The organism is Mesorhizobium sp. B2-9-1, assembly GCF_006439455.1.
GTDB lineage: Bacteria > Pseudomonadota > Alphaproteobacteria > Rhizobiales > Rhizobiaceae > Mesorhizobium.
The window spans coordinates 73,281-94,092 of sequence record NZ_VFTP01000008.1; the positions used below are offsets into that span (position 1 = coordinate 73,281).

Below are 20,812 nucleotides of genomic sequence, written 5' to 3' on the forward strand. Positions count from 1 at the left end.
TTAGCGGACGCAGCAGGCACCTCGATTTGTTTCAAGTTGGCAACAGAGTAGCAGCGCAGTTCACAATCACCAAGAGCGCGAGGCCGAATTTCGCTAACGTCGCATTTTGCCGGATCACGTTGGGGCAATGTCTTGCCGGTTGAATAGCCGGCGTCAATCAGGCATGTCTGAAATGAAGGTTCGAAGGGTGGGCAACATCAAAATCAATGAGTTGCAACGCATGATGACGACGCCATGAATTGGAGGCGCTATTTCTGGCCGGTCATAGGCATCGCGGCCGTGGCGTTCTCGCTGTGGCTGCTCATCCACGAACTGCGCGGCGTTTCGCTCGACGACGTCTGGGCCGGCATTGCCGCCATCCCGCCGCGCGGCTGGGTGCTCGCGGCACTGAGCGCGGTCGTCGCCTATGCCTCGCTCGCCGGCTACGACCACATCGCGCTGCTGCATATCGGCAAGAAAGTATCGTGGCTGTTCGTCACGCTGTGCTCCTTCACCACTTACGCGGTGTCGCACAATATCGGCGGCTCGGTGTTTTCCGGCGCGCTCATCCGTTACCGCGCCTACGGCACGCGAGGGCTGACCGGCCAGGAGGTCGGCGTGCTGGTGGCGATCTGCTGGTTCACCTTCATCCTGTCCAGCGTTTTCCTCGGCGGCCTCGTGCTGTTGCTGGAACCCCAGATTATCGATCGTTTTACGGGTGCGCCGCATCACGGCGCCGCATTCGCCGCGGGGCTCGCCATGCTCATTCTTGCCGGCGCCTACGCCTTCGGCAGTTGGCTGCGGCTGAGATCGCTGAAGATAGGCAGCTTCCAGCTGCACTATCCGGCGCTGCCGATCGTGGCGCGGCAATTGCTGATCGGACCGGTCGAACTGCTGGGGGCCGCCGCGATCATCTATTTTGCCCTGCCCGAGATCGGCAATCCGGGCTATTTCGTGGTGCTCGGCGTGTTCATGGTGTCGTTCTCGATCGGGCTCCTGTCGCACGCGCCTGGCGCGCTCGGCGTGTTCGAATTCGTCTTCCTCACCGGGCTTTCGGACATGGATCCGGTCGGCGTGCTCGCCGCACTTCTGGTGTTCCGCCTGTTCTATCTCATCATTCCGCTGCTGATCGGCCTTGGCGTGGTGCTCTATTTCGAGCATTCCCAATACAGCAAAGGCGAGAGCTGAGCCTTCGGCGCCTGGCGGCAGAGCCAATGCATGTCGCCCAAAGCGTGGAACGGCTTTGGGAGAACGACAGGCATCGGGCAAAGGCTCAAAAAGCCTGCGTTGATCTCAGCTGCGGGCTTGACTATTTTCCGATGGCGGCTACAAGGCAGCGCTCGCGGCACATGAGCCGCCCGCATCGCGCGATACCAGACGCGCCTGCTGGGGAATAGGTTAACGGTAGACCCACGGACTCTGACTCCGTTAGTCCTGGTTCGAATCCAGGTTCCCCAGCCAAACTGGATGTCCTGTGGACGACTTGGTTCCACAAGCTTCTTTCGCCGTTCCCCATCTACGATTCTCCGGCTTCGCCGTGCCGCGATTTCACGCAGGAGACGCGTCTGTTCGACCAATGCGCAGACATTCGATCATAGAAGGCGTTGTCGACGCGCTTATCGAGTTTGAACGGAGACTCAGACCCGCGCGAAGACCGGGCATCACCATGGCCGTTCTGCATGGCCGGAAGTACTGCCGAGGTGGTTGACCGTGGGGGTCTGTGACCTAGCTTAGAGTTCAGAATGGACCGTCCGGACTCCCCAAAAAGCGGATTGGAACGCACCGTGGGAGAACTTTTGGGATATTGACGATGGAGAGGTGCGAGTCGGCTTTTCGGAACATTGACGGCGGGCGACAACCGGCGGCCACGGTATCTTCGAGCTTCGGTTCGAGCGCACATCTTCTGCGCCGGCATCTTCTGCCGGCGCTTGACCGCGCTCCGCAACGCAACAAATACATTCGCACGGCACTGCAGGGCCCGAAGCAGTGACAGCTTTCGAGAGCAGCAGCAGCTTTAGCCGGCATCGGGGAGAAGACCCAAACACCGCTTCGCGAACTTAAGTTGCACCCAACACCACATGGGCACGACGATGCCAAATCATCTTGCCGAAATTTACACAAATAACACAGATCTCGCCATCCAGGGCGGGATTGCGATACTCGTACTGGCGGGCGTCTTTCTTGTGCTCCGGCATGCGCTTGTCGCAGTGCTGCGGAGTCGCCCGAAACCAAATGCCTACCTGAAGGAATGCAAGCCTGTTCCTCTCGAGGAGGTTCCTTGGGTCTGGGAACGCCCGGTCGATCTTGCAACCGGACCTGGTTCTTCTCAGGCTGTCGTGTCCTCGGATGCGGATGCCCGGCCTCAGGATGCAAACTACCGTCAGTTCGGGGTGCGAATCGAGCATTTCGAGATGATCTCCGAAGCTGATGAGAGTTCGCCAGGCGACCTGCCCTTCGCTTCCCCGACAAACATCGCTACGGCCCCCCGTGTTCGCTGGCCTATCGGTCTTGTATCACGCCTGGGCATCGCCACGATCTGCCTGGCCGTGCCGCTTGGCTATACGATGACGAGACAAAATCGGGTCGAAAGCGCCCCCGCCATTTCGCGGGCCCAGAATCCCTCCCAGCCCGATCATTCGCGATCCTTCACGGTTCCGGCGAGTGCTGCATTGGATATGGAGGGACCAGCCCAGGGCGACGGACGTACGAATGCCGAATCGCCTGGCCCGGATCTCGCGGCTGCCAAGGCTGAAGTCGAGGCTGCTCGTGCTCAGGCATCCGCTGCGAAGGATCTGGCCGGCCAGGAGCGCCGAACTGTGGAAGAAGAGCGCGCCAGAAGCGCCTCTCTGCAGAGTGCGCTCTTGGAATCGCGCAAGCAGGTCGACGCGCTGAGGACAAGCATGGCAGCAGCCGACAACGCATACGGGGAGCGTTTGCGCAACGAACTCGCGGCAGCCCGCACGTATGACGCATTGCAGCGCATTGCGGGAGACGCTCGCAGGCTGCTGGGCGAGAGCATCAACTATGTCGTTACGCAGATGCCGGCTGCTCATCAGGAGCGTCAGCGAACTGAATTGATGGCGCGCGACCTATCCCAAGCGCGGGCGCAAATTTCACAGCTTCAGGCCACGGCCGCCGAGGACCGCGCCAGCGCCAAGGCCTCGCTTGCGCAAGTGAACGGAGTGCTTGACGACGAGCGCCGGAAGTCGAAGGACCTTCGTGGCGACCTCGCCGCAATGGAACTGTCCAAGGCCGCGATCGCGGATAAGGCTGAGCGGGATCGAACCGGTGCAGCCACAGCGAGAGGACGGGTGGAGCAGACCGCAGCCGAGACGGCGCAGGCTCTGACACGAGCACGCGCTTCCGCAGCATCGACCCGTGAGGACCTCGATAAAGCCCGCCTCGAGCGCGACGCGGCTGAACAGGAACGAGCCAAGGCTGTCTCAGCAAAAGAGCGTGCGGAGCAGACCGCAGCCGAGACGGCGCAGGCTCTGACACGAGAACGCGTTTCCGCAGCATCGACCCGTGAGGACCTCGACAAAGCCCGCCTCGAGCGCGACGCGGCTGAACAGGAACGAGCCAAGGCTGTCTCGGCAAGAGAGCGTGCGGAGCAGACTGCAGCCGAAGCGACGCAGGCTCTGACACGAGAACGCGCTTCAGCAGTCTCGGCCCAAGAGGATCTCGACAAGGCCCGCCTCGAGCGCGACGCGTCCCGAACACTTTTGGGCCAGGCCGCCCTCAGATTGAAAGAGGCTCTGGACGAGCAACGTGAGGCCACCGTTGCTCTGGCCCGCGACTTGGCCGCCGCGCGCGCGGACAGGGCTGAGCGCCGCAGCGCGCAAATTGAGCCGCCGCTGCAGCCTCGCTCTGGCCGCGCATCGGCCGGCACCGGTCAGATGAATGCTGTCAGCCAGAAGACGACTACGCGCAGCAAGCTTCGCAACTCCTCGCGGGTGATCCGCGTGCGTACTATCGCGCTTCCCTTTGCCCTCCGACCAATACACCCGACGTCGGATTGAATTCAAAACGATAGCGACGACGGTGAAGGCTCCAGTCATTGGCCTGCACCATTCGCAACACACGGAGGCTCGGAAAAGAGGATGAATTTTCGCAAGGAGTTCCGCGCTCTGCGCTATGTCAGACCGATCACGCTGCCTTTCGCGTTCAATTCGCACCCGACCGGCGCCTGACGCGTCTCCACCCGTCCCTGATGCATATAGTCGATGCTGACCTGAATGGGGGCCGAGATCTTGCGTTTGCTCAACCGACGTATGGAACCTGCGCTGCTGACGCGCACACTGGCCGCACCAAACTTGGCGGCGGCCTGCTCGATTGCGTCCTGACAGGCGCGAACGACCTTATCCGGGACACCGGGCAGCGCTTCGATCGGGTGGACCGCTGATAGAACAGTGTTGTCTTCGAGAGGCTGCAGGGCGGGCGGGAGGCCGAGCGAATGTCCGCCGTCTGTGGACAGGTCGACAATGGCAGCTGGAGTTGACGGTATTGAGGCCGTTGGAGTGGTGCTGATCCCGTCATCGTTCGACGGCGGACTGCCGCTGTTGCCGACGGGATCGCCGCGATCAGCGGGATCGCCGGGATCGCCGGCAGGTCCTTTGCCCTTGCCTTTGCCGCCGTTGTCATGGCTGCCCTGACCTCCATCATCACCCTGATGGCCGCCACCATGATGCCCTCCGCCGTGCGGGCCGGCAGCTGCAGTTCCAGCGCAAGCTACCGCGATCGAGCAAGCGAATGCAAAACAAGCCAAGCTGAATCCAAGGGATTGACGCACGGTAGTCTCCAAATGTGCCCAGCCGTCCTTGCGCGGCATGCGGTCAGAACGTCTAAACCGCCGCTGCCCCAAGGCAAAAACTGGCGAATACGGTGCCCACGGAGTTAACTAGTGGATGAATCCGCTGCATCAAGGATGCTGTGGGGGACGATCGATAGCGGCAACACAGCAATTTTTCCCAAGACCCAGAAACCACAACGCCGCAAGTTACTGCGGCGATGTTCCAGCTCCCTGCTCGCCTTGGAGAAAGTGATGACGACCACAATGTCCCCGTTTCTCACCGCCCTCACCTGCGATGGCCCTTCCGCCGATTGGGCGAAAGACATGGACCTGTACGCTTGGCTGATCGGCAGCTGGGACATGGACACGGTCCAGCATCTCGACGATGGCGCTATCCGCAAATCGGATGGCGAATGCCATTTCGGCTGGGTGCTCGAAGGCCGCGCCATCCAGGACCTCTGGATCAGGCCGAGGCGCCCTGCCCCGTCGACCATGTACGGCACCACCTTGCGCGTCTTCGATCCCGGCATCGACGGCTGGCACATCCTCTGGAGCGATCCGCTCAACCAGAATTACTCACGCCAGATCGGGCGGGCCGAGGGCAACGACATCGTCCAGATCGGCCATGACTCGCGCGGCCTGCAAGCGCGTTGGCGATTCACCGAGATCACGGCCGACAGCTTCCATTGGATCGGCGAGGAAAGAGCTGCCGAAAGCGATCCATGGCGGGTGACCTATGAGCATTTTGCACGGCGGATGAATTCCTGAGGCGGCGCAGGCATTGATCGCGCCCCCCGGGGAATTGCGGGGACTTCCATGGCATCTGAACGCTACTGGAACTCGCTCAGCGGCAAGCTGATGTCATTGCACAGATTGCTGCACAGGCTTTGAAGGGAGGCGCGGTCTATCCCGATCTGACGGGCACGCGCGAATGCCTCCTTCGCCTCTTTGGTCTTGTTGGCTTTCAGGTAGTCGGACGATTTGACCAGCCAGGCGGTCGTCACCAGCGAACGGCTCCAGCCGGATGGATAAAGCGAATACGCTTTCTCTCCGTATTTGATGGCGCCGTCGATGTCGCGAAAGCGGAACAGCCTTAACCCCGCATAGGTGGCATTGGCCGGGCCGGAGGTCGCATTCACTTCCAGGTCGCGCAGGTAGATCCTATCGGCGACATTGCGGTCGCCTCCCCAGTCATAGGCGAGCGCCAGCAGGGTGTCCTCGGGAAGATTGCGCCTCTGGTAGAGCTTCATCACGTCGACATATCTGCCCTGTGCAAACAGCAGCTGCGCTTCGTGATAGCCGATCGACGTGGCGTCGTAGCCTTTGAGGCCGGCTTCATCGAGAAGCCTGGTCATGGCCGCGACGTCGCCGAGACTGAGGGCCAGATCAAATCGGGTACCCCATATTTTCTCCGCAAGTTGCGGATCATTGCCGATCTTGTCGAGGATCACGATCGCGGCTGCGGCGTAGTCCGGCCGGTATTGGGGCCTGACGCCGTCATTGTACATATAGCCGATGGTCAGATCGAGGCGCGCGATTTCGTACCAGAGAGCATTCGACAAGGCTTGCTTGGCTTGAAGTCGTTTGGTGATCTCCGTCAGAGCATCCAGCAGACCCGGCTGGTAGCTGTAGCCGGACAGGCAACCGTCGATGACCTCGGCGAGCTTGTCCATGTCCGGTTCAAGCGCCAGTATTTGATCGGCCAAGGCAATCGCGGCATCGTGGCCGGTTACACCTTGCAGGTTGGTGATCGCGAGGATTGCGCCGACCATCGCCTTGGTGTTTCCGGCCGTCTTTGGTAGCGCCGTCTTGGCCCATCCCAGCGCATCCTGGCGTCGATCCAACCGCTCGAGCATCAGGGACCAGGTCATGTCGACCCAGGGGTTCGCGGCATCCAGGGCAAGTGCCTTATCGAGCTGCTTGCGCGCGCCGGCCGGATAGCCGGAATAAATATATGTCCGCGCTCCGTAGACGTAAGCCGGCGGATAGGAAGGGTCGAGACGTTCCAGCTCCTCGAAGACGATGAAGAAGGATTTGCTCGACAAGGCTATCCCCATGCGGCTGGCAATCCTCATCCACTCCGCCCTGGTGGCTTCGACCCGGGCGGGAACGAAATCCGGGTGTGCATCCACGAATGCTTTAAGGTCGGCCTTGATCTTGTCGGCCTTGTCTGCTGTCCAGCCATCGACCGTGCCCACCAGCTGCGCGAACTTTTGCCGGTCCGGCTCGCCGAGCTTATCCAGCCATGGCTGCGCTGCCCAGGCGACACCCAACTGGGCGCCCAACATCAGAGCGGATGCCAGAAAAGACGCAACCCACGTTTTGGCTGTCAAGAGACGCATGTCGTTCCCACCCGCTTAATGCGGCAAGAATGCATCGTGCGCCGTTAACATCGGCGCAAACTGATTGTTCGAGTTTTACTGAATTCTTCGCGGCGGTTACTCTTTTAACGCAACAACATGAACTATAGCGCTTTCTAATATGCAGAAGCGTGTGCTGACTTGATCGCATGCTTAGGTATTGAAGGGATGTTCCGTCGCTCTTCAAACATGCTCGATGCCCTAGAACGGCCAGGTCATTTCACGAAGCTTTTGAAAGAACTGCATTCTCGAATTGCGACGGCTGGTGAACCTCGCTCGGGGGACGGACCGCTCCGACATCATGGCCATTTGCCCGATGTCGTTCCAGAGGCGGGGCACGGATAAATCGCACGTCAACACGCTCGCGCACCTCGGATCGGCACCCTTCGCATCTGAACGTTGTGATGCTCGATGCGCTTCTTACGTTAGCAATCAACGATATATTAATGGCTACTGTGCAGCCTGTTCGAATCGGGAAATCTCCCGATCGACGATCCGGCACTCGGTGTGCCGAGACGCTCGACCGATGCGGAGCAAAACGCATGAGTGTCGAAACAGCATTGGCGCAGCTACTGCGCATGATCCACCGTCGCGCCCTGAATTTGGCTGCACTACCGGACGATGAGAGAGATCCATACTACGACAGCATCCGCCGGTCCTGTTGCGGAGCGGCCGAGCACATCGGTCAATCCCCCGACAATGCCGCCATCACCGCAAACAGCATGGTCGAATTTACCCGGGCGATGGTCGGCATCATCGAGGCGGGGCGCGGATAAATCGCGCGTCAACACGCTCGCGACGAGCTCGGGAGGTGCCGAGAAGCGCGGCTACGGCGCGTTGCCTGCGGCTCGCGCGGTGACGATTGCCATGCGCAGGTCGACGGTCGGGCTTCCGAGCGATCGAGATCTCAGATCCCGCCCCAGATGTTCGAAGACAGATGCTTGGTTGTCGGCATCACCGGCCAGCAAATATCCAGCTGATTGTCGGACGGCATGCCGTTCCGCATCCGCGTTGGGTTGCGGGCATCCTGTGCATACTTCAAGGCCGCGCCCATGCGGTTCAATGTCTTCAGGATCGACATAAAGTTTATCCTCAATTCGCCATGGCTGTAACGGGGGAATCCCGCCGCCTTCATGATGGCGCCTTAGATGACCGACGATCGTTTCCGCCGCGTTGCACGCAAGCGCAAGGCTCGTAACGAGAAGGACAGGGTTTGAAACATTTGTATGCAAACGAGCCGCCATGGCTTGCGAGGCGTCTGGCCGGCTCGGCTACTGCCGTTGCCGTTTCGAAACGAATTAACGTTCAAGCGCCATCAAACCGAAACCAAACTGCAGGAAAACCGCCATCGACCGGCTCGACCGGAATTTAAACGAAGGAAAAATCGAAATGTCCAAGATTGTTCGCAATGCAATTCTCGCCATTGTTGCTGTCGCCGGCTTTGCTGGTTCGGCTTATGCTCAGCAGGCGACCCTCAATTCGTGCAGCAACCATGACGATTACTATGCCATGTGCCTGGGCGCGAACAACGGCGGCCACCATGATAGCCGCGGAAGCGATCGTCGTTAATCGACTATCCGCTGAAAAAAGCTCCGCAGGCATCTCGCCGGCGGGGCTTTTTCGCGCTTCACCACACCCTACCGGAAGACCTATGCCCTCGGGTTGCCAGGTCAATTGCTCGAAATTCGGAAAGAGCGGCATTTTCAAATTGCGACGTTGGTGAACCACGCTGGCAACCACGCCCAGCTTGTACGCCGGCAGGCCATCCCACAATGAACCACGGCGAGTCGGCGGCCGTTAGGGTAGCCGCCGCATTTAATTAGCATTAACTAATTATAGATCGCGCTGTTCTATTCTGACACAGCGCGGTCTACTGCCACACAATGACCGTGCAGGCGGCTCTGGCCAAACGCACCCCCCACCCAGCTGGAGCCGCCACCCTCACCATACTCGGCCCGGTTGAATTAATTCTTACCAAATATCCTTTCTGGTGTGTTTCGCGGAAAGGTCACCTTGCAACCAAATGCTCGGTCGGTCGAGCACGACGCTTGGCCCTGAGCGCAGTTCCGTTGCCAGGAATCACTCTCGTTACAACGCGGTAGTCTGGCGGTCGCAGGCCTGAAACATTGCTACTTTAACGTGCTATCGGTAGGTGCATAGGGAGCGTGTGGCAAAATGTCGATTCCTCAAAACCTGAATGAGACAGATCTCAGATTCGAATGTCCAAGATGCCGGCATCCGATTATCCGGAAAGGCTCCTGGTTCAAGTCCGTGGCTACATTCAAATGCGGGGGCTGCCAAACGTCGATACGGCTTGGATATCCGGCAAAGCTCCGATTGTTCGAAAAACACAGGCAGTCAGCCAGCCCTAATCGCATCAGCCAAGCCTAATACGTGTCATCTCATCCCGACCAGGCGATGTCTCCGGTGGATCAATCTTTGAGTATAGTGGCCGTCCCTGGCCGACTTGTTTTCAAACATTAATAACGCGGTTGAACCGCGCCTTTTTAGCGCCGACGATCACTGGCTACAGTGCCCTACTTCGCCGCCGCATACCCCGCGATGCCCTTGGTCTCGAGGAAATCCTCAAGACCGTATTCGGCATATTCGCGGCCGTTGCCGGACTGCTTGTAGCCGCCGAAGGGCAGGCCCGCGTCCCAGGCAGGGTAGTTGATGTAGACAGTGCCCGAGCGCATGCGGGCGGCCGCCTGGCGCGCCTTCTCGATGTCCTTGGCCTGGATATAGGAGGCAAGGCCGAAGACGGTGTCGTTGGCCTGCTCGATCGCCTGCTCGACTGTGTCGTAGGGCATGATCGACAGCACCGGCCCAAAGATTTCTTCCCTGGCGATGCGCATGTCGTGCGTCACGTTGGCGAAGACCGTCGGGCGGACATAGTAGCCGCGGTTGAGCTCGGCCGGGCGGCCGGGACCGCCGGCGACCAGCGTGGCGCCTTCCTCGATGCCGCTTTGGATCAGGTCCTGGATCTTGTCGAACTGCAGTTGGCTCACCACCGGACCGAGCTTCGACGCGGGCGCGTCGGCCGGGCCGACGGTGAATTTCTCCGTCGCCTTCTTCGCATAGCCGGCGGCCTCGTCATGGCGGTCGCGCGGCACGAACATGCGAGTCGGCGCGTTGCAGGACTGGCCGCTGTTGCCGAAGCAGCCGGCGACGCCCTTGGTGACGGCCCGCTCCAGATCAACATCGGGGAACAGGATGTTGGCCGACTTGCCGCCGAGCTCCTGATGCACGCGCTTGACCGTGTCGGCCGCCGCCTTGGCGACCAGGATGCCGGCGCGGGTCGAGCCGGTGAAGGACATCATGTCGACATCCGGGTGGCTGGCCAGCGCCTGGCCGACGCCCGGGCCGTCGCCGTTGACGAGGTTGAAGACGCCTTTCGGCACGCCGGCCTCGTCGATGATCTCGGCGAAGATGATAGCGTCGAGCGGCGCGATCTCGGACGGCTTCAGCACCATGGTGCAGCCGGCGGCAAGCGCGGGACCGACCTTGCAGGTGATCTGGTTCAGCGGCCAGTTCCACGGCGTGATCAAGCCGACGACGCCGATCGGCTCCTTGACGATGAGCGAGGAGCCCTTGATGTGGCGGAACTGGAAGGTCCTCAGCACCTCGGCCATCTTCTCCAGATGCGCCTGGCCGACGCCGACCTGGCTGTCCAGCGCCATCTGGCGCGGCGCGCCCATCTCGCGCGAGACGGCGAGCGCAAGGTCCTTGCTGCGCTTCTTATAGATTTCGATGACGCGGTTGAGGATGTCGAGCCGTTCCTCGACCGAAGTGAAGCCGAAAGTGGCGAAGGCGCGCTTGGCCGCCGCCACCGCCTTGTCGACATCGGCCTTGGAGCCGAGCGAAATCTGCGCGAACGCGTCCTCGTTGGAGGGGTCGATGACATCGAGTGTGTTCGGCACAACAGGATCGACCCAGGCGCCGTCGATATAGAACTGCAGATTGTGTGACATGGTTTCTCCTCGGCCAGCCGTGGGTGCTCGATTGTGGTGGATTGTCGTCGTATACCGCCAGAGATAACGGGGCGGCATATGCCCTGTCAAACGCAAGCGCTTGTTGAGCCCACTGGTCGGCGATGATCGTTCGTTAAAGGCGATCATTATAACTCAAATAATTCGTTGGAAAGATTGGTTCTGGAATGGCATTTCGGCGACGAGCGCGCCTGGAGAATTCGATTGTCATTCCTACCCGTCACCGCGAATGATCTTCCAATTGACCTGAACCCGGTCAACGCCGAGCGCAAGCGCCCTGCCCTGACCTCTATCTCAGCCGGCGTGGTACCGGGACTGGTCCTGGTGGCGATGATCGCCAGCGTCGCCTATTCGGCGCGCGGTTTGTCCGGCCTCACCTTGTTGAGCCCGATGATCCTGGCCGTGGTGGCCGGCATGATCTATTCCAACGTGCTCGGCCTGCCCGCCCATGCCAAGGCCGGCATCGCCTTTTCGCAAAAGCGCCTGCTGCGCTTCGCCATCGTGCTGCTCGGCTTCCAGCTCACGTTCGGCCAGGTGGCGGGCATCGGCCTCGGTGGGGTCGGCATTGTCGCGGCCACGCTCGGTGCCACCTTCCTCTTCACCGTCGCGCTCGGCAAGCTGATCGGCGTCGAGGCCAAGCTGGCGCAGCTGATCGCCGCCGGCACCTCGATTTGCGGGGCTTCGGCAATCGTCGCCACCAACATTGTCACCGACGCGCGCGACGAGGACGTGACCTACGCGGTTGCCGCGATCACGCTGTTCGGCACCGTCGCCATGCTCGGCTTTCCGCTGCTGGCGCCGGTCTTCGGGCTCGACCAGCACGCCTTCGGTCTGTGGGCCGGAGCCTCGATCCATGAGGTGGCGCAGGTGATCGGCGCCGGCTTCCAGAACGGCACGCTTGCCGGCGAGACGGCAACCGTCGCCAAGCTGACGCGTGTCGCGATGCTGGCGCCGATGGTGATCGCGCTCGGCCTGATGGCGCGCCACGGCAGCTCAGACATTTCCGGCGCCAGGCCGCCGCTACCCTGGTTCGTCGTCGCCTTCGTCGCGGTGGTGGCGCTGAACAGCCTGATCGCGATCCCGGTTCAGGTTCATGCCGCGATCGCTCTGGCCGCCCAGGTCATGCTGACCATGGGACTCGCCGCCATGGGCCTTCAGGCCGATATTTCCCAGTTGCGCTCGCGCGGCCTGCGGCCGCTGATGCTGGCCTTCTCGGCCTTCCTGTTCATCGCAGTCTTCAGTCTGACACTGGTGAAGCTCGTCTGAGGCAGACCGAGACCAGCCTCACCTTTTAGTCTTCGTCCTCGAACTCACACGCCGCGACATAAATCGCGGCGAGCTTCTCGATGCCTGCCTGGTCTTCCTTGTCGAAGCGCCCAGGCATCGGGCTGTCGAGGTCGAGCACGCCGAACGCGCCTTCGGCATCGCGCAGAAGCACGACCAGCTCCGAGCGCGAATCGGCATCGCAGGCGATGTGGCCGGGAAATTCGTTGACGTCCTTGACCAGCATCGACATGTCGAGCTCGATGGCCTTGCCGCAGACACCCTTGCCGACGGCGATGCGAACGCAGGCGGGCTTGCCCTGGAAGGGCCCAAGCACCAGCTCGTCGTCAGAGGCGAGGAAATAGAAGCCGGCCCAGTTGAGGTCGGGCACCATCTGATAGATCAGCGCCGCGGTGTTGGCGGCGTTGGCAACGGAATCGCCCTCGCCTTCGAGCAGCGCTTTCAATTGCGTGGCCAACTCCTTGTAGAAGGCCGGCTTGTCCTTGGTGTCGATGGCGGTTGCCGCAAACATTCGAGTCGTCTCCGTTGCAAGCCGAGTGATTTGGCCTACTGGTTGCTATGCATCATCATCAGATCCTGAACGGTTTTGATCGGCAGGAACAGTCGAAATTCGTTGGATGGCAATGCGGTGAAACCATGATCGACGTAGAGCTTCATCCTGCGCGCTATCTTGGCCGGATCGCCGCAATCCAACACATCCAACATGACAACGGCAATTCCGATTTGCTCGGCAACCGTCGCTATGCGCGCCAGCGCGTCAAGCAGAAGATCGCCGCCATATCCATTGCCTGCGAATCGCAGGTCAACACCCATCATGGACAGATAGGCCGCGGGGATGCTCCCATGTCCTGGCCGGGTTCTCGCATATTTGTGTGGCAACTCGCTGTAATCCACCGAGTGTGAATTGATGGCGTAAAAGCCGATCAGGTCTTCGGCTGGACTGAGCATGACAAAGACACGAAGATTGTCGGCTTTGGACAGTTTGTTGGCTGTCCTTTTGAAGAAATTGTCGACCTGATCCACGCCACAGAAAAAAGCCGTTCGATCATGCTTTTCAGGATCGAACGGCTCTATGACATTGGCGACTTCGGGCTGCCGCGTCACTTGGAAATGACGGTTTTGGCATAGCGGGCAAACGACGCCCGCAGTCGGTCCGTTGGCGGTGGAGAATTGTCGATAGCCGCAAAGAAGATAGCATGATCGACAGGCCGCAGAGCGGTGCGCTCATGGGCTTCTATCGTTTCCATGGCGGCCCTGTATGCGGCATTCATTGTGAAAACCGAGTCATCGACACCGGCAAGAGCCGCGGCTTGCTGAATGGCTTTCTTGATACGCGGTTTTGTGCGGAAGTTCATCCGCTCGCTGCTGCGCTCCTCGATCTCTCGAATTTCATCATGGAAATTTTCCATGTTCTTGCTCCTTCGCACATCTATGTACGTCGCATCGGCGTACAGGTCAAGAAAGCTGCATAAGGGCGAGTTGCGGCGGTTGCCGCTGGCATTCTTGGTCGTTTCTCCGTTGCAAGAGCGCTGACGTGCCCGATAAGGTCCCTCCTCTCTGCCACCAGCCGCCGGGAAACAGCCCATCGTGACCTCCAGCCATTCCAAGACAGCGAGGGCCAGGACGATCCGCATCGCCGCCGCTGTCATCCGCGACGACGGCGGCAGGCTGTTTCTGGTGCGCAAGCGCGGCACGACCGCCTTCATGCAGGCCGGCGGCAAGATCGGGCAGGGTGAATTGCCCACCGCCGCCCTTGCGCGCGAATTGCGCGAGGAGCTGGGCGTTGCCGTCGATCCGGCCGCGGCCTTCCATCTCGGCTCCTTCTCGGCGCCCGCCGCCAATGAGCCGGACGCCTGCGTCGAGGCCGAGCTGTTCGAACTCTCCATCACCGGCGAGCCGGTCCCGGCGGCCGAGATCGAAGAGATGATCTGGCTGAACCCGGAGCTGGCAAGCGGCATAGATCTCGCGCCGCTCACAGCCGATATCGTGCTGCCGCGCTACGGCCGCCGGCCATGAGCGGGCGCAGTCAGGCAAAGCAGGCGGCGGGCGAAGCGCCCCTTAGCTTCGCGGTGCTGGTTTTTCCCGGCTTTCCGATGATGGCATTTTCATCCGTCATCGAGCCCTTACGCGCCGTCAACATTCTTGCCAAGCGCGACTGCTATCGATGGGTGATCGTCGGCGCCGATGCGGGTAGCGTGGAGGCATCGAACGGCGTCGTCATTCAGCCCGGCTTCTCGGCCGCCGACGCGCCGAAGGTCGACCGCATCGTGGTGTGTTCCGGTGGCGACGCCGATCATGTCGTGGCCGATGAGGCGATGAGCTGGATCCGCAAAAGCCTGCGCGGCGGCGCGCATATCGGCGCTGTCGCCGACGCCGCATTCTTCCTCGCCCGCGCCGGCCTGCTCGACGGCCATGCCTGCACCTTGCACTGGACCAGCCAGGCAGCCTTCACCGAGGCTTTTCCGGATATCGAGCTTCGGCGCGATCTCTTCGTCATCGACCGCAAGCGTTTCACCTCGGCCGGCGGCGTCGGCAGCCTCGACATGATGCTGGAGATCATCACGCGCGATTATGGCGCCGAGCTTGCGGCTGGTGTCGCCGAATGGTTCGTGCACTCGCCATTGCGGTCGAGCGTCGACCGCAAGCTGATGCCGCTCAGGCTGCGCACCGGCGTCCAGAACGAGCTGGTTCTGTCGGCCATCGCCATCATGGAGGATGCGGTCGAGGAAAGGCTCGGCATGGCGGAACTGGCCGAACGGCTCGGCGTCTCGCCCGACAAGCTCGAGCGCAGTTTCCGCGCCGAGCTGGATATCTCGCCGAACGGATATTACCGGCGGCTGCGGCTGAAGCGCGCCGCCGATCTGCTGGCGCATTCGACGCTGATGGTGCGCGACGTGGCGCTGGCCTGCGGCTTTGCGTCGATGTCGAGCTTTGCAAGGGCGTTTCGCGAGGAGCACGGGCACGCGCCTAAGGCGATGCGGCGGCACTAGTGTATTTGTGCGCGCTGACCCGATGAATCGCTGGCGGGGCGGATCACGGCGTTGCCCGTTAGCCTGCGGCGTCCGGCACGACATCTGCGGGAATCCGCACATACTTCGTGTGACGTATAGATCATGTTCTCCGCAACAGGAGGCCGTACATGAGCATCGTCGTATTCGACCCCGACAGCACCGAGGATGTAGACTTCAAGGATCGCATGCGCCACCCCGTCGCGGCCGATCCGGCCGGCGGCATGTGGCTTTCAGACACCGAGCCGTCCTTCATCGATGCCGACGCGCTGCGCAAGGGGCGGCTGGCCAAGCTGCGCGCCTGGATGCGCGAGGCGGGTTATGGCGGCGTCGTTTTGTTCGATCCATACAACCAGCGCTACGCCACCGGTTCGCGCAATATGTTCGGCTATTTCCTGCGCAACTCGACCCGCTATTTCTTCGTGCCCACCGAAGGGCCGATCGTGCTGTTCGAATATCCGCAGAGCTACCATGTCTCGATGGTGCTCGACACGATCGACGAGGCGCGGCCGTCCAAGCTCGTTTGGTCATCGGTGTCGGGCCGCGACGACGAGACCGCGGGGCCGTTCGCCGACGAGATCGCCGAGCTTCTGAGGAAGCATGGCGGCGGCTCGATGAAGCTTGGGCTCGACCGCTGCAGCCATTTGCAGGCGCTGGCGCTGGAAAAGCGCGGCTGCGAGGTGAAGGACTGCCAGGGCGAGATCCTGGCGGTGCGCGCGGTCAAGACGCCAGAGGAAGTGAAATGCCTGCTGGCCTCGATGGCGGGCGCCGAGGCCGCGGTGGCGGCCGTGCGCGAGGCGATCAAGCCGGGCGTTTCCGAGAACGAGTTGTTCGCCATCATGTATGGCGAGGTGATCCGCCAAGGCGGCGAGTTCATCGAGACCCGGCTGCTCACCTCGGGACAGCGCACCAACCCGTGGTTCAACGAGGCGAGCGGGCGCAAGATCAGGCCGGGCGAGTTGCTGGCGCTCGATACCGACACGATCGGCTGCTACGGCTATTATTCCGACTTCTCGCGCACCTTCCGCTGCGGCCCGGGCAAACCGACGCCCTATCAGAAATCGCTCTACCGCATGGCGCATGACCAGGTGCAGCACAACATCTCGATCGTGAAGCCCGGCATGGCGTTCCGCGAGATCGCCGAGAAGGCCTGGAAGATCCCCGACCGCTTCGTCGACCAGCGCTACACCTCGGTCATGCACGGCGTCGGCATGCATGGCGAAACGCCTTTCATCGCGCACGCGATGGACTACGAGACCTATGGCCGCGACGGCATCATCATGCCCGGCATGGTGGTGAGCGTGGAAAGCTATATCGGCGAGAAAGGCGGCCGCGAGGGCGTCAAGCTGGAGGACGAGGTCCTGATCACCGAGACCGGCACCGAACTGCTCTCGCGCTTCCCGTATGAGGACGAGTTTCTGGAATGAGCGAAGTGATGCCGGCGTCCACTGCTATCTGCGGTGCGATATCGCAAAGCTTAGAGAATATCCGTTGCGTACCTGCCGTCGTCATTCTAGGGCGGAGCAAGGAGCGGAGCGACGCGGCGCAGACCCTAGAATCCATGCCGTTACGACGAAGCGTTGCAACGGTGCAGAATTCTGTTAGTCCGCACTCTTCCGATGAACCTAACGGCATGGATTCCAGGGTCTTCGCGACGCCGCTTCGCGGCTGCTTCGCCCTGGAATGACGAAGTTGATAGGCTGCGGCACATTCCGATGCCCCACGGCACCCCTCGAGAGCATACGCATGAAAGCACCCATTTCCATCCGACGCGGCACGGTGGCCGCGGTGTTCATCGATCTCCAGGAGGAGCATCGCAGGGACAAACGCTATCTGGTCGAGGGTTTTGCCGATATCCTCGCCAACGTGCAGCGCCTGCAGGAGGCGGCGCGGCGCAACTTCGTGCCGCTCTACCACTGGGCGTATATCGTCGATCTTGCCGCGGCGCGGCCGTTCCACCCAGTCGATGAAAGCGGCAAGTCGGCCTTTTCCGACAAGGACGATCCGCTGACCGCGATCTGCCATGAAGTGGCGCCGCAAAATGGCGAAGCCATCCTGATCAAGCAGGAAGCCAGCGCCTTCGCCAGGAACGATTTTGGCGACAAGCTCAAGGCCTCCGGCATCGAATGGCTGGTGATTGCGGGCGTTTGGACCGAGGCCTGCATCGACGCGACGGTGAAGGACGCGGTAGCGCGCGGGTTTCGCGTGCTTTTGGTCAAGGATGCCTGCGGCAGCGCAAGTGCCGCCATGCACCAGACCGGCATCCTCAATCTCTCCAACCGTCTCTATGGCGGCGCCGTTGCCAACACGCTCGACGCCTGCCGGCTGTTGGCGGGAGACACCGTGAAGGTGTGGCAGGTCGAGGGCTCGGTACCGCTGCGCTTCACCTTCGAGAACGCGGCGCGGCTTTACGCCGAGCTCTGACGGCGATGACGAGTGAGCCAGCCATTCCGGTAAGGCGCAGCAGATATGCCGACCGGCTCGATGTGGAACTCTGGAAGTATATCGACGAGGTCAACAGCTGGTACCCGCCGGAGATCGTCGCTGCGCCGATCGCGAAGCAGCGCGCGGTCTACAATCGGATGTGCGCAGCTTTTCATCAGGCTCGTCCAGAAGGCGTGACGACCAGCGACGGCCTCGTCGCGACGGCGACGCATCCGATCCCGGTGCGGCACTATCGCATGGCGGGCAACGCGGCGGCGACCGTCGTCTATTACCATGGCGGCGGTTTTGTGCTTGGCGACCTCGATAGCCATGACGACGTCTGCGCCGAAATCTGCGCCGGCACCGGTTTCGAGGTGGTCTCGGCCGACTACCGGCTGGCGCCGGAGCATCTGCACCCCGCCTCCTACGACGATGCGTTGGCAGTGTTCGAGTGGGTCGCCGCGACGAGCACACTGCCGATCGTGCTTTGCGGCGAAAGCGCCGGCGGCAATCTCGCCGCTGCGGTGGCGCAGGCAACGCGGCGCCATGAACGGCAGGCTGTTGGCCAGATGTTGATCTATCCGGGGCTAAGCAGCGACGAGACCGGGCGCTCTTATGTCGAGCATGCCGAAGCGCCGCTGCTCAGCGTAAGCGACATCGAGTTCTACCGTCGCATCCGGTCCGCGCCTGGACAGTCACAGGACGATCCAACCTTCTCGCCGATTCGAGACCACGATTTCTCCGGCCTGCCGCCGACGATCATCGTCACCGCCGAATGCGACCCGCTATCGTCCGACGGCGAGACCTATCGCGACCGCATCCTCGCCGCCGGCGGCCACGCCTGGTGGCGCGAGGAGCCGCGGCTGGTGCACAGCTTTCTGCGGGCAAGGATGACGGTGCCGCGCGCGGCGGAGGCGTTTCAGAGGATTGTTGCGGACATCAGTGCGCTTGGGCGGGGCAAGTGGCCGTATTGAGGCCGCTCCCCCTCACCCAGCCTCCGCTTCGCTCGGCCGACCTCTCCCCGAGGGGAGAGGAATCGGTCAGCGCCGGCGCCAGTCTCTTCTCCCCGTCGGGGAGAGGTGGCCGCGAAGCGGCCGGATGAGGGGGCGGCGGCGCCCTGGCCAACTTTAACCTGCGGAACAGCGCACAAGAACTGCGGAAACCCAACCATTTCGCGGCGGAAAGCGGACCTATCATTCCCTCGCAGGCAACGGCGCTCCGGCGGACGCATCCGCCCCGCATGGCGGCCCGGAGCGCCCAACAACAGAGGGAACGACGATGAAATTCATGCTGACCGACAGAAAACTGCATCCGCAAGCCAAGCCGATCGCCGACGATTTCAAGAAGGGCGCGATCAGTCGGCGCGAATATCTGGCCTTGATGGCCGGCTTCGGCGTCAGCGCCGCCGGAGCGATGGCGCTGGGCGGGATCGCTCCCTCGCCTGCCCGCGCCGCCGAGCCGAAAAAGGGCGGCGTGCTGCGCGTGGCTATGAACGTCAAGGGCTTTAAAGACCCGCGCACCTTCGACGGCGTCGAGATGTCCAATGTCGCGCGCCAGTGCAACGAATATCTGGTGCGCTGGAAAACCGACTTCTCCTTCGAGCCCTGGCTGCTGGAAAGTTGGGAGACCAGCGACGACGCCAAGACGATCACGCTGCACGTGCGCAAAGGCGTCACATGGTCGAACGGCGACATTTTCAACGCCGACGACGTGATCCACAACCTCAACCGCTGGTGCGATGCCTCGGTAGCCGGCAATTCGGTCGCGGCGCGCATGGGCGCGCTGGTCAACGCCGACACCAAGAAGCCGGTCGACGGCGGCATCCAGAAGGTCGACGACTACACCGTCAAGATCAACCTGCCGAAGCCCGACATCTCGCTGATCGCCGGCATGGCCGACTATCCGGCGCTGATCATGCACCGCTCCTATGAAGGCGACGCCGATCCGAAGAAGGCTTTGGCCATCACCACCGGCCCTTGCGAGCTGGTCAGCTGGGACGCCGAAACAGGCGCCGAGGTGAAGCGCAAGGACAAGCCGTGGTGGAAGGGCGAGTTCTATCTCGACGGCATAAAATGGGTCGACTACGGCTCCGATCCCAACGCCACGCTGTCGGCCTTCGAATCCGGCGAGATCGACACCGACCACGAGACCACGGCGGATGCCGTGTCGCAAACCGAGCAGATGGGCCTGCAGAATTCCGAGATCGCCACCGGCTCGACCATCGTCGCGCGCTTCAATATCTCCAACGCGCCCTATGACGACGTCAAGGTGCGCCGCGCCGCCCAGCTTGCCGTCGACAATGCGGCCGTGCTGAAGCTCGGGCTCGATGGCCGCGGCAAACCCGCCGACAACCACCATGTCGGCCCGATGCATCCGGAATTCGCCGATATCGGCCCGGCCAAACGCGATGTCGAACAGGCCAAGAAGCTGATTATGGAATCCGGCAAGGCCGACCACGAATATGAGCTGATCTCGGTCGACGTCGAATGGCAGAAGAGCACCGCCGACGCGATCGCCGCGCAAATCCGCGAGGCCGGCCTGAAGATCAAGCGCACCGTGCTACCGGCCGCGACCTTCTGGAACGACTGGGCCAAGTTCCCCTATTCCTGCACCGAATGGCTCGGACGCCCGCTTGGCGTCCAGGTACTGGCGCTGGCCTACAAATCGGGCGGCGCCTGGAACGAAAGCGCCTATTCGAACAAGGAGTTCGACGAGCTTCTCGACAAGGCGCTTGCCACGCCGGATGCCGCCCAGCGCAAGGAGATCATGGCCAAGATCGAGACCAACCTGCGCGATGCCGGCATCATCGTCCAGCCCTACTGGCGCTCGGTCTACCGCACCTATCGCAAGGGCGTGCAGGGCTGCGAACAGCACCAGGCGCTTGAGCAGCATTTCGAGACAGTGTGGCTGGAGTCCTGATCCTCCCAGGAGCGAGCGGCCGGCGCGACCTTCCCGTCGCGCCGGCCGAGCGCTCATTCC

General features: G+C 61.8%; 19 protein-coding genes and 1 tRNA gene. 12 read left to right on the forward strand and 8 right to left on the reverse strand.

The genetic code is table 11. The annotated features are described in order from the left end of the window. Window positions 1-234 precede the first annotated feature (234 nt). The 3 genes from FJW05_RS16460 (at window position 235) to FJW05_RS27765 (ending at window position 3,998) form a co-directional block, all read left to right on the forward strand. The gene (locus tag FJW05_RS16460) at window positions 235-1,167 is read left to right on the forward strand and encodes a YbhN family protein (protein ID WP_140633993.1); all 933 of its coding nucleotides are present in this window, start codon (window positions 235-237) and stop codon (window positions 1,165-1,167) included. Between the two features lie 199 nt (window positions 1,168-1,366). Beyond that, window positions 1,367-1,440 (forward strand) — tRNA-Gln (locus tag FJW05_RS16465). 617 nt (window positions 1,441-2,057) lie between these two features. Next, entirely contained in the window at window positions 2,058-3,998 is a 1,941-nt protein-coding gene (locus tag FJW05_RS27765; protein WP_246673478.1) for a hypothetical protein, read from the forward strand. A 113-nt stretch (window positions 3,999-4,111) separates the two neighbouring features. Here FJW05_RS27765 and FJW05_RS16475 read toward each other — a convergent pair whose 3' ends face one another. Continuing rightward, complete coding sequence (locus tag FJW05_RS16475; RefSeq protein WP_181164971.1) at window positions 4,112-4,768, reverse strand: hypothetical protein; 657 nt, start codon at window positions 4,766-4,768, stop codon at window positions 4,112-4,114. A 324-nt stretch (window positions 4,769-5,092) separates the two neighbouring features. Here FJW05_RS16475 and FJW05_RS16480 point away from each other — a divergent pair, with 324 nt between their 5' ends. Then, on the forward strand, window positions 5,093-5,536 hold the full coding sequence (locus tag FJW05_RS16480; protein WP_246673480.1) for a hypothetical protein: 444 nt from the start codon (window positions 5,093-5,095) through the stop codon (window positions 5,534-5,536). 62 nt (window positions 5,537-5,598) lie between these two features. Here FJW05_RS16480 and FJW05_RS16485 read toward each other — a convergent pair whose 3' ends face one another. Next, on the reverse strand, window positions 5,599-7,110 hold the full coding sequence (locus FJW05_RS16485) for a hypothetical protein (RefSeq protein WP_140633995.1): 1,512 nt from the start codon (window positions 7,108-7,110) through the stop codon (window positions 5,599-5,601). Between the two features lie 560 nt (window positions 7,111-7,670). Between FJW05_RS16485 and FJW05_RS16490 the strand changes: the two genes are divergently transcribed. Beyond that, window positions 7,671-7,904 (forward strand): hypothetical protein, encoded by a 234-nt coding sequence (locus FJW05_RS16490; protein WP_140633997.1) that lies wholly within the window; start codon window positions 7,671-7,673, stop codon window positions 7,902-7,904. Between the two features lie 131 nt (window positions 7,905-8,035). On the opposite strand, the gene FJW05_RS27465 is transcribed toward FJW05_RS16490, so the two are convergent. The 3 genes from FJW05_RS27465 to FJW05_RS16505 all read right to left on the reverse strand — a co-directional run bounded on the left by FJW05_RS27465 (window position 8,036) and on the right by FJW05_RS16505 (window position 11,099). Beyond that, on the reverse strand, window positions 8,036-8,209 hold the full coding sequence (locus FJW05_RS27465; protein ID WP_181164972.1) for a hypothetical protein: 174 nt from the start codon (window positions 8,207-8,209) through the stop codon (window positions 8,036-8,038). 287 nt (window positions 8,210-8,496) lie between these two features. Beyond that, window positions 8,497-8,901 carry a hypothetical protein gene (locus FJW05_RS16495; RefSeq protein WP_140633999.1) on the reverse strand — a complete coding sequence of 135 codons (405 nt, stop codon included), beginning with the start codon at window positions 8,899-8,901 and terminating at the stop codon, window positions 8,497-8,499. A gap of 764 nt (window positions 8,902-9,665) precedes the next feature. After that, window positions 9,666-11,099: an aldehyde dehydrogenase family protein gene (locus FJW05_RS16505; protein WP_140634001.1), complete on the reverse strand. Its 1,434-nt coding sequence runs from the start codon at window positions 11,097-11,099 to the stop codon at window positions 9,666-9,668. Window positions 11,100-11,363: 264 nt separating this feature from the next. On the opposite strand from FJW05_RS16505, the gene FJW05_RS16510 reads away from it, so the two are divergent. Then, complete coding sequence (locus FJW05_RS16510) at window positions 11,364-12,383, forward strand: YeiH family protein (protein WP_246673496.1); 1,020 nt, start codon at window positions 11,364-11,366, stop codon at window positions 12,381-12,383. 25 nt (window positions 12,384-12,408) lie between these two features. Here the strand turns inward: FJW05_RS16510 and FJW05_RS16515 are convergent, their stop codons facing one another. The 3 genes from FJW05_RS16515 to FJW05_RS16525 are packed head-to-tail and all read right to left on the reverse strand — an operon-like array spanning window position 12,409 to window position 13,810. Continuing rightward, the gene (locus tag FJW05_RS16515; RefSeq protein ID WP_140634003.1) at window positions 12,409-12,912 is read right to left on the reverse strand and encodes a GAF domain-containing protein; all 504 of its coding nucleotides are present in this window, start codon (window positions 12,910-12,912) and stop codon (window positions 12,409-12,411) included. 35 nt (window positions 12,913-12,947) lie between these two features. Continuing rightward, window positions 12,948-13,505: a GNAT family N-acetyltransferase gene (locus FJW05_RS16520; protein WP_140634005.1), complete on the reverse strand. Its 558-nt coding sequence runs from the start codon at window positions 13,503-13,505 to the stop codon at window positions 12,948-12,950. Next, window positions 13,502-13,810 (reverse strand): DUF1778 domain-containing protein, encoded by a 309-nt coding sequence (locus FJW05_RS16525; protein ID WP_140634007.1) that lies wholly within the window; start codon window positions 13,808-13,810, stop codon window positions 13,502-13,504. Before FJW05_RS16525 ends, FJW05_RS16520 begins: the two co-directional genes overlap by 4 nt. A gap of 178 nt (window positions 13,811-13,988) precedes the next feature. Here FJW05_RS16525 and FJW05_RS16530 point away from each other — a divergent pair, with 178 nt between their 5' ends. From FJW05_RS16530 to FJW05_RS16555, 6 genes are all read left to right on the forward strand, one after another. Further along, window positions 13,989-14,417, forward strand: a complete 429-nt coding sequence (locus FJW05_RS16530) for an NUDIX domain-containing protein (protein ID WP_140634009.1) — start codon at window positions 13,989-13,991, stop codon at window positions 14,415-14,417. After that, window positions 14,414-15,391 carry a GlxA family transcriptional regulator gene (locus tag FJW05_RS16535; RefSeq protein WP_140634011.1) on the forward strand — a complete coding sequence of 326 codons (978 nt, stop codon included), beginning with the start codon at window positions 14,414-14,416 and terminating at the stop codon, window positions 15,389-15,391. Before FJW05_RS16530 ends, FJW05_RS16535 begins: the two co-directional genes overlap by 4 nt. A 149-nt stretch (window positions 15,392-15,540) precedes the next feature. Further along, entirely contained in the window at window positions 15,541-16,836 is a 1,296-nt protein-coding gene (locus FJW05_RS16540) for a Xaa-Pro peptidase family protein (protein ID WP_140634013.1), read from the forward strand. A gap of 319 nt (window positions 16,837-17,155) precedes the next feature. Next, a complete protein-coding gene (locus FJW05_RS16545; protein ID WP_140634015.1) occupies window positions 17,156-17,833 on the forward strand; it encodes an isochorismatase family protein in 678 nt (225 codons plus the stop codon). 5 nt (window positions 17,834-17,838) lie between these two features. After that, window positions 17,839-18,807: an alpha/beta hydrolase gene (locus FJW05_RS16550; protein WP_140634017.1), complete on the forward strand. Its 969-nt coding sequence runs from the start codon at window positions 17,839-17,841 to the stop codon at window positions 18,805-18,807. Window positions 18,808-19,111: 304 nt separating this feature from the next. Further along, complete coding sequence (locus tag FJW05_RS16555; protein ID WP_140634019.1) at window positions 19,112-20,752, forward strand: ABC transporter substrate-binding protein; 1,641 nt, start codon at window positions 19,112-19,114, stop codon at window positions 20,750-20,752. The last annotated feature ends 60 nt before the right edge of the window (window positions 20,753-20,812 follow it).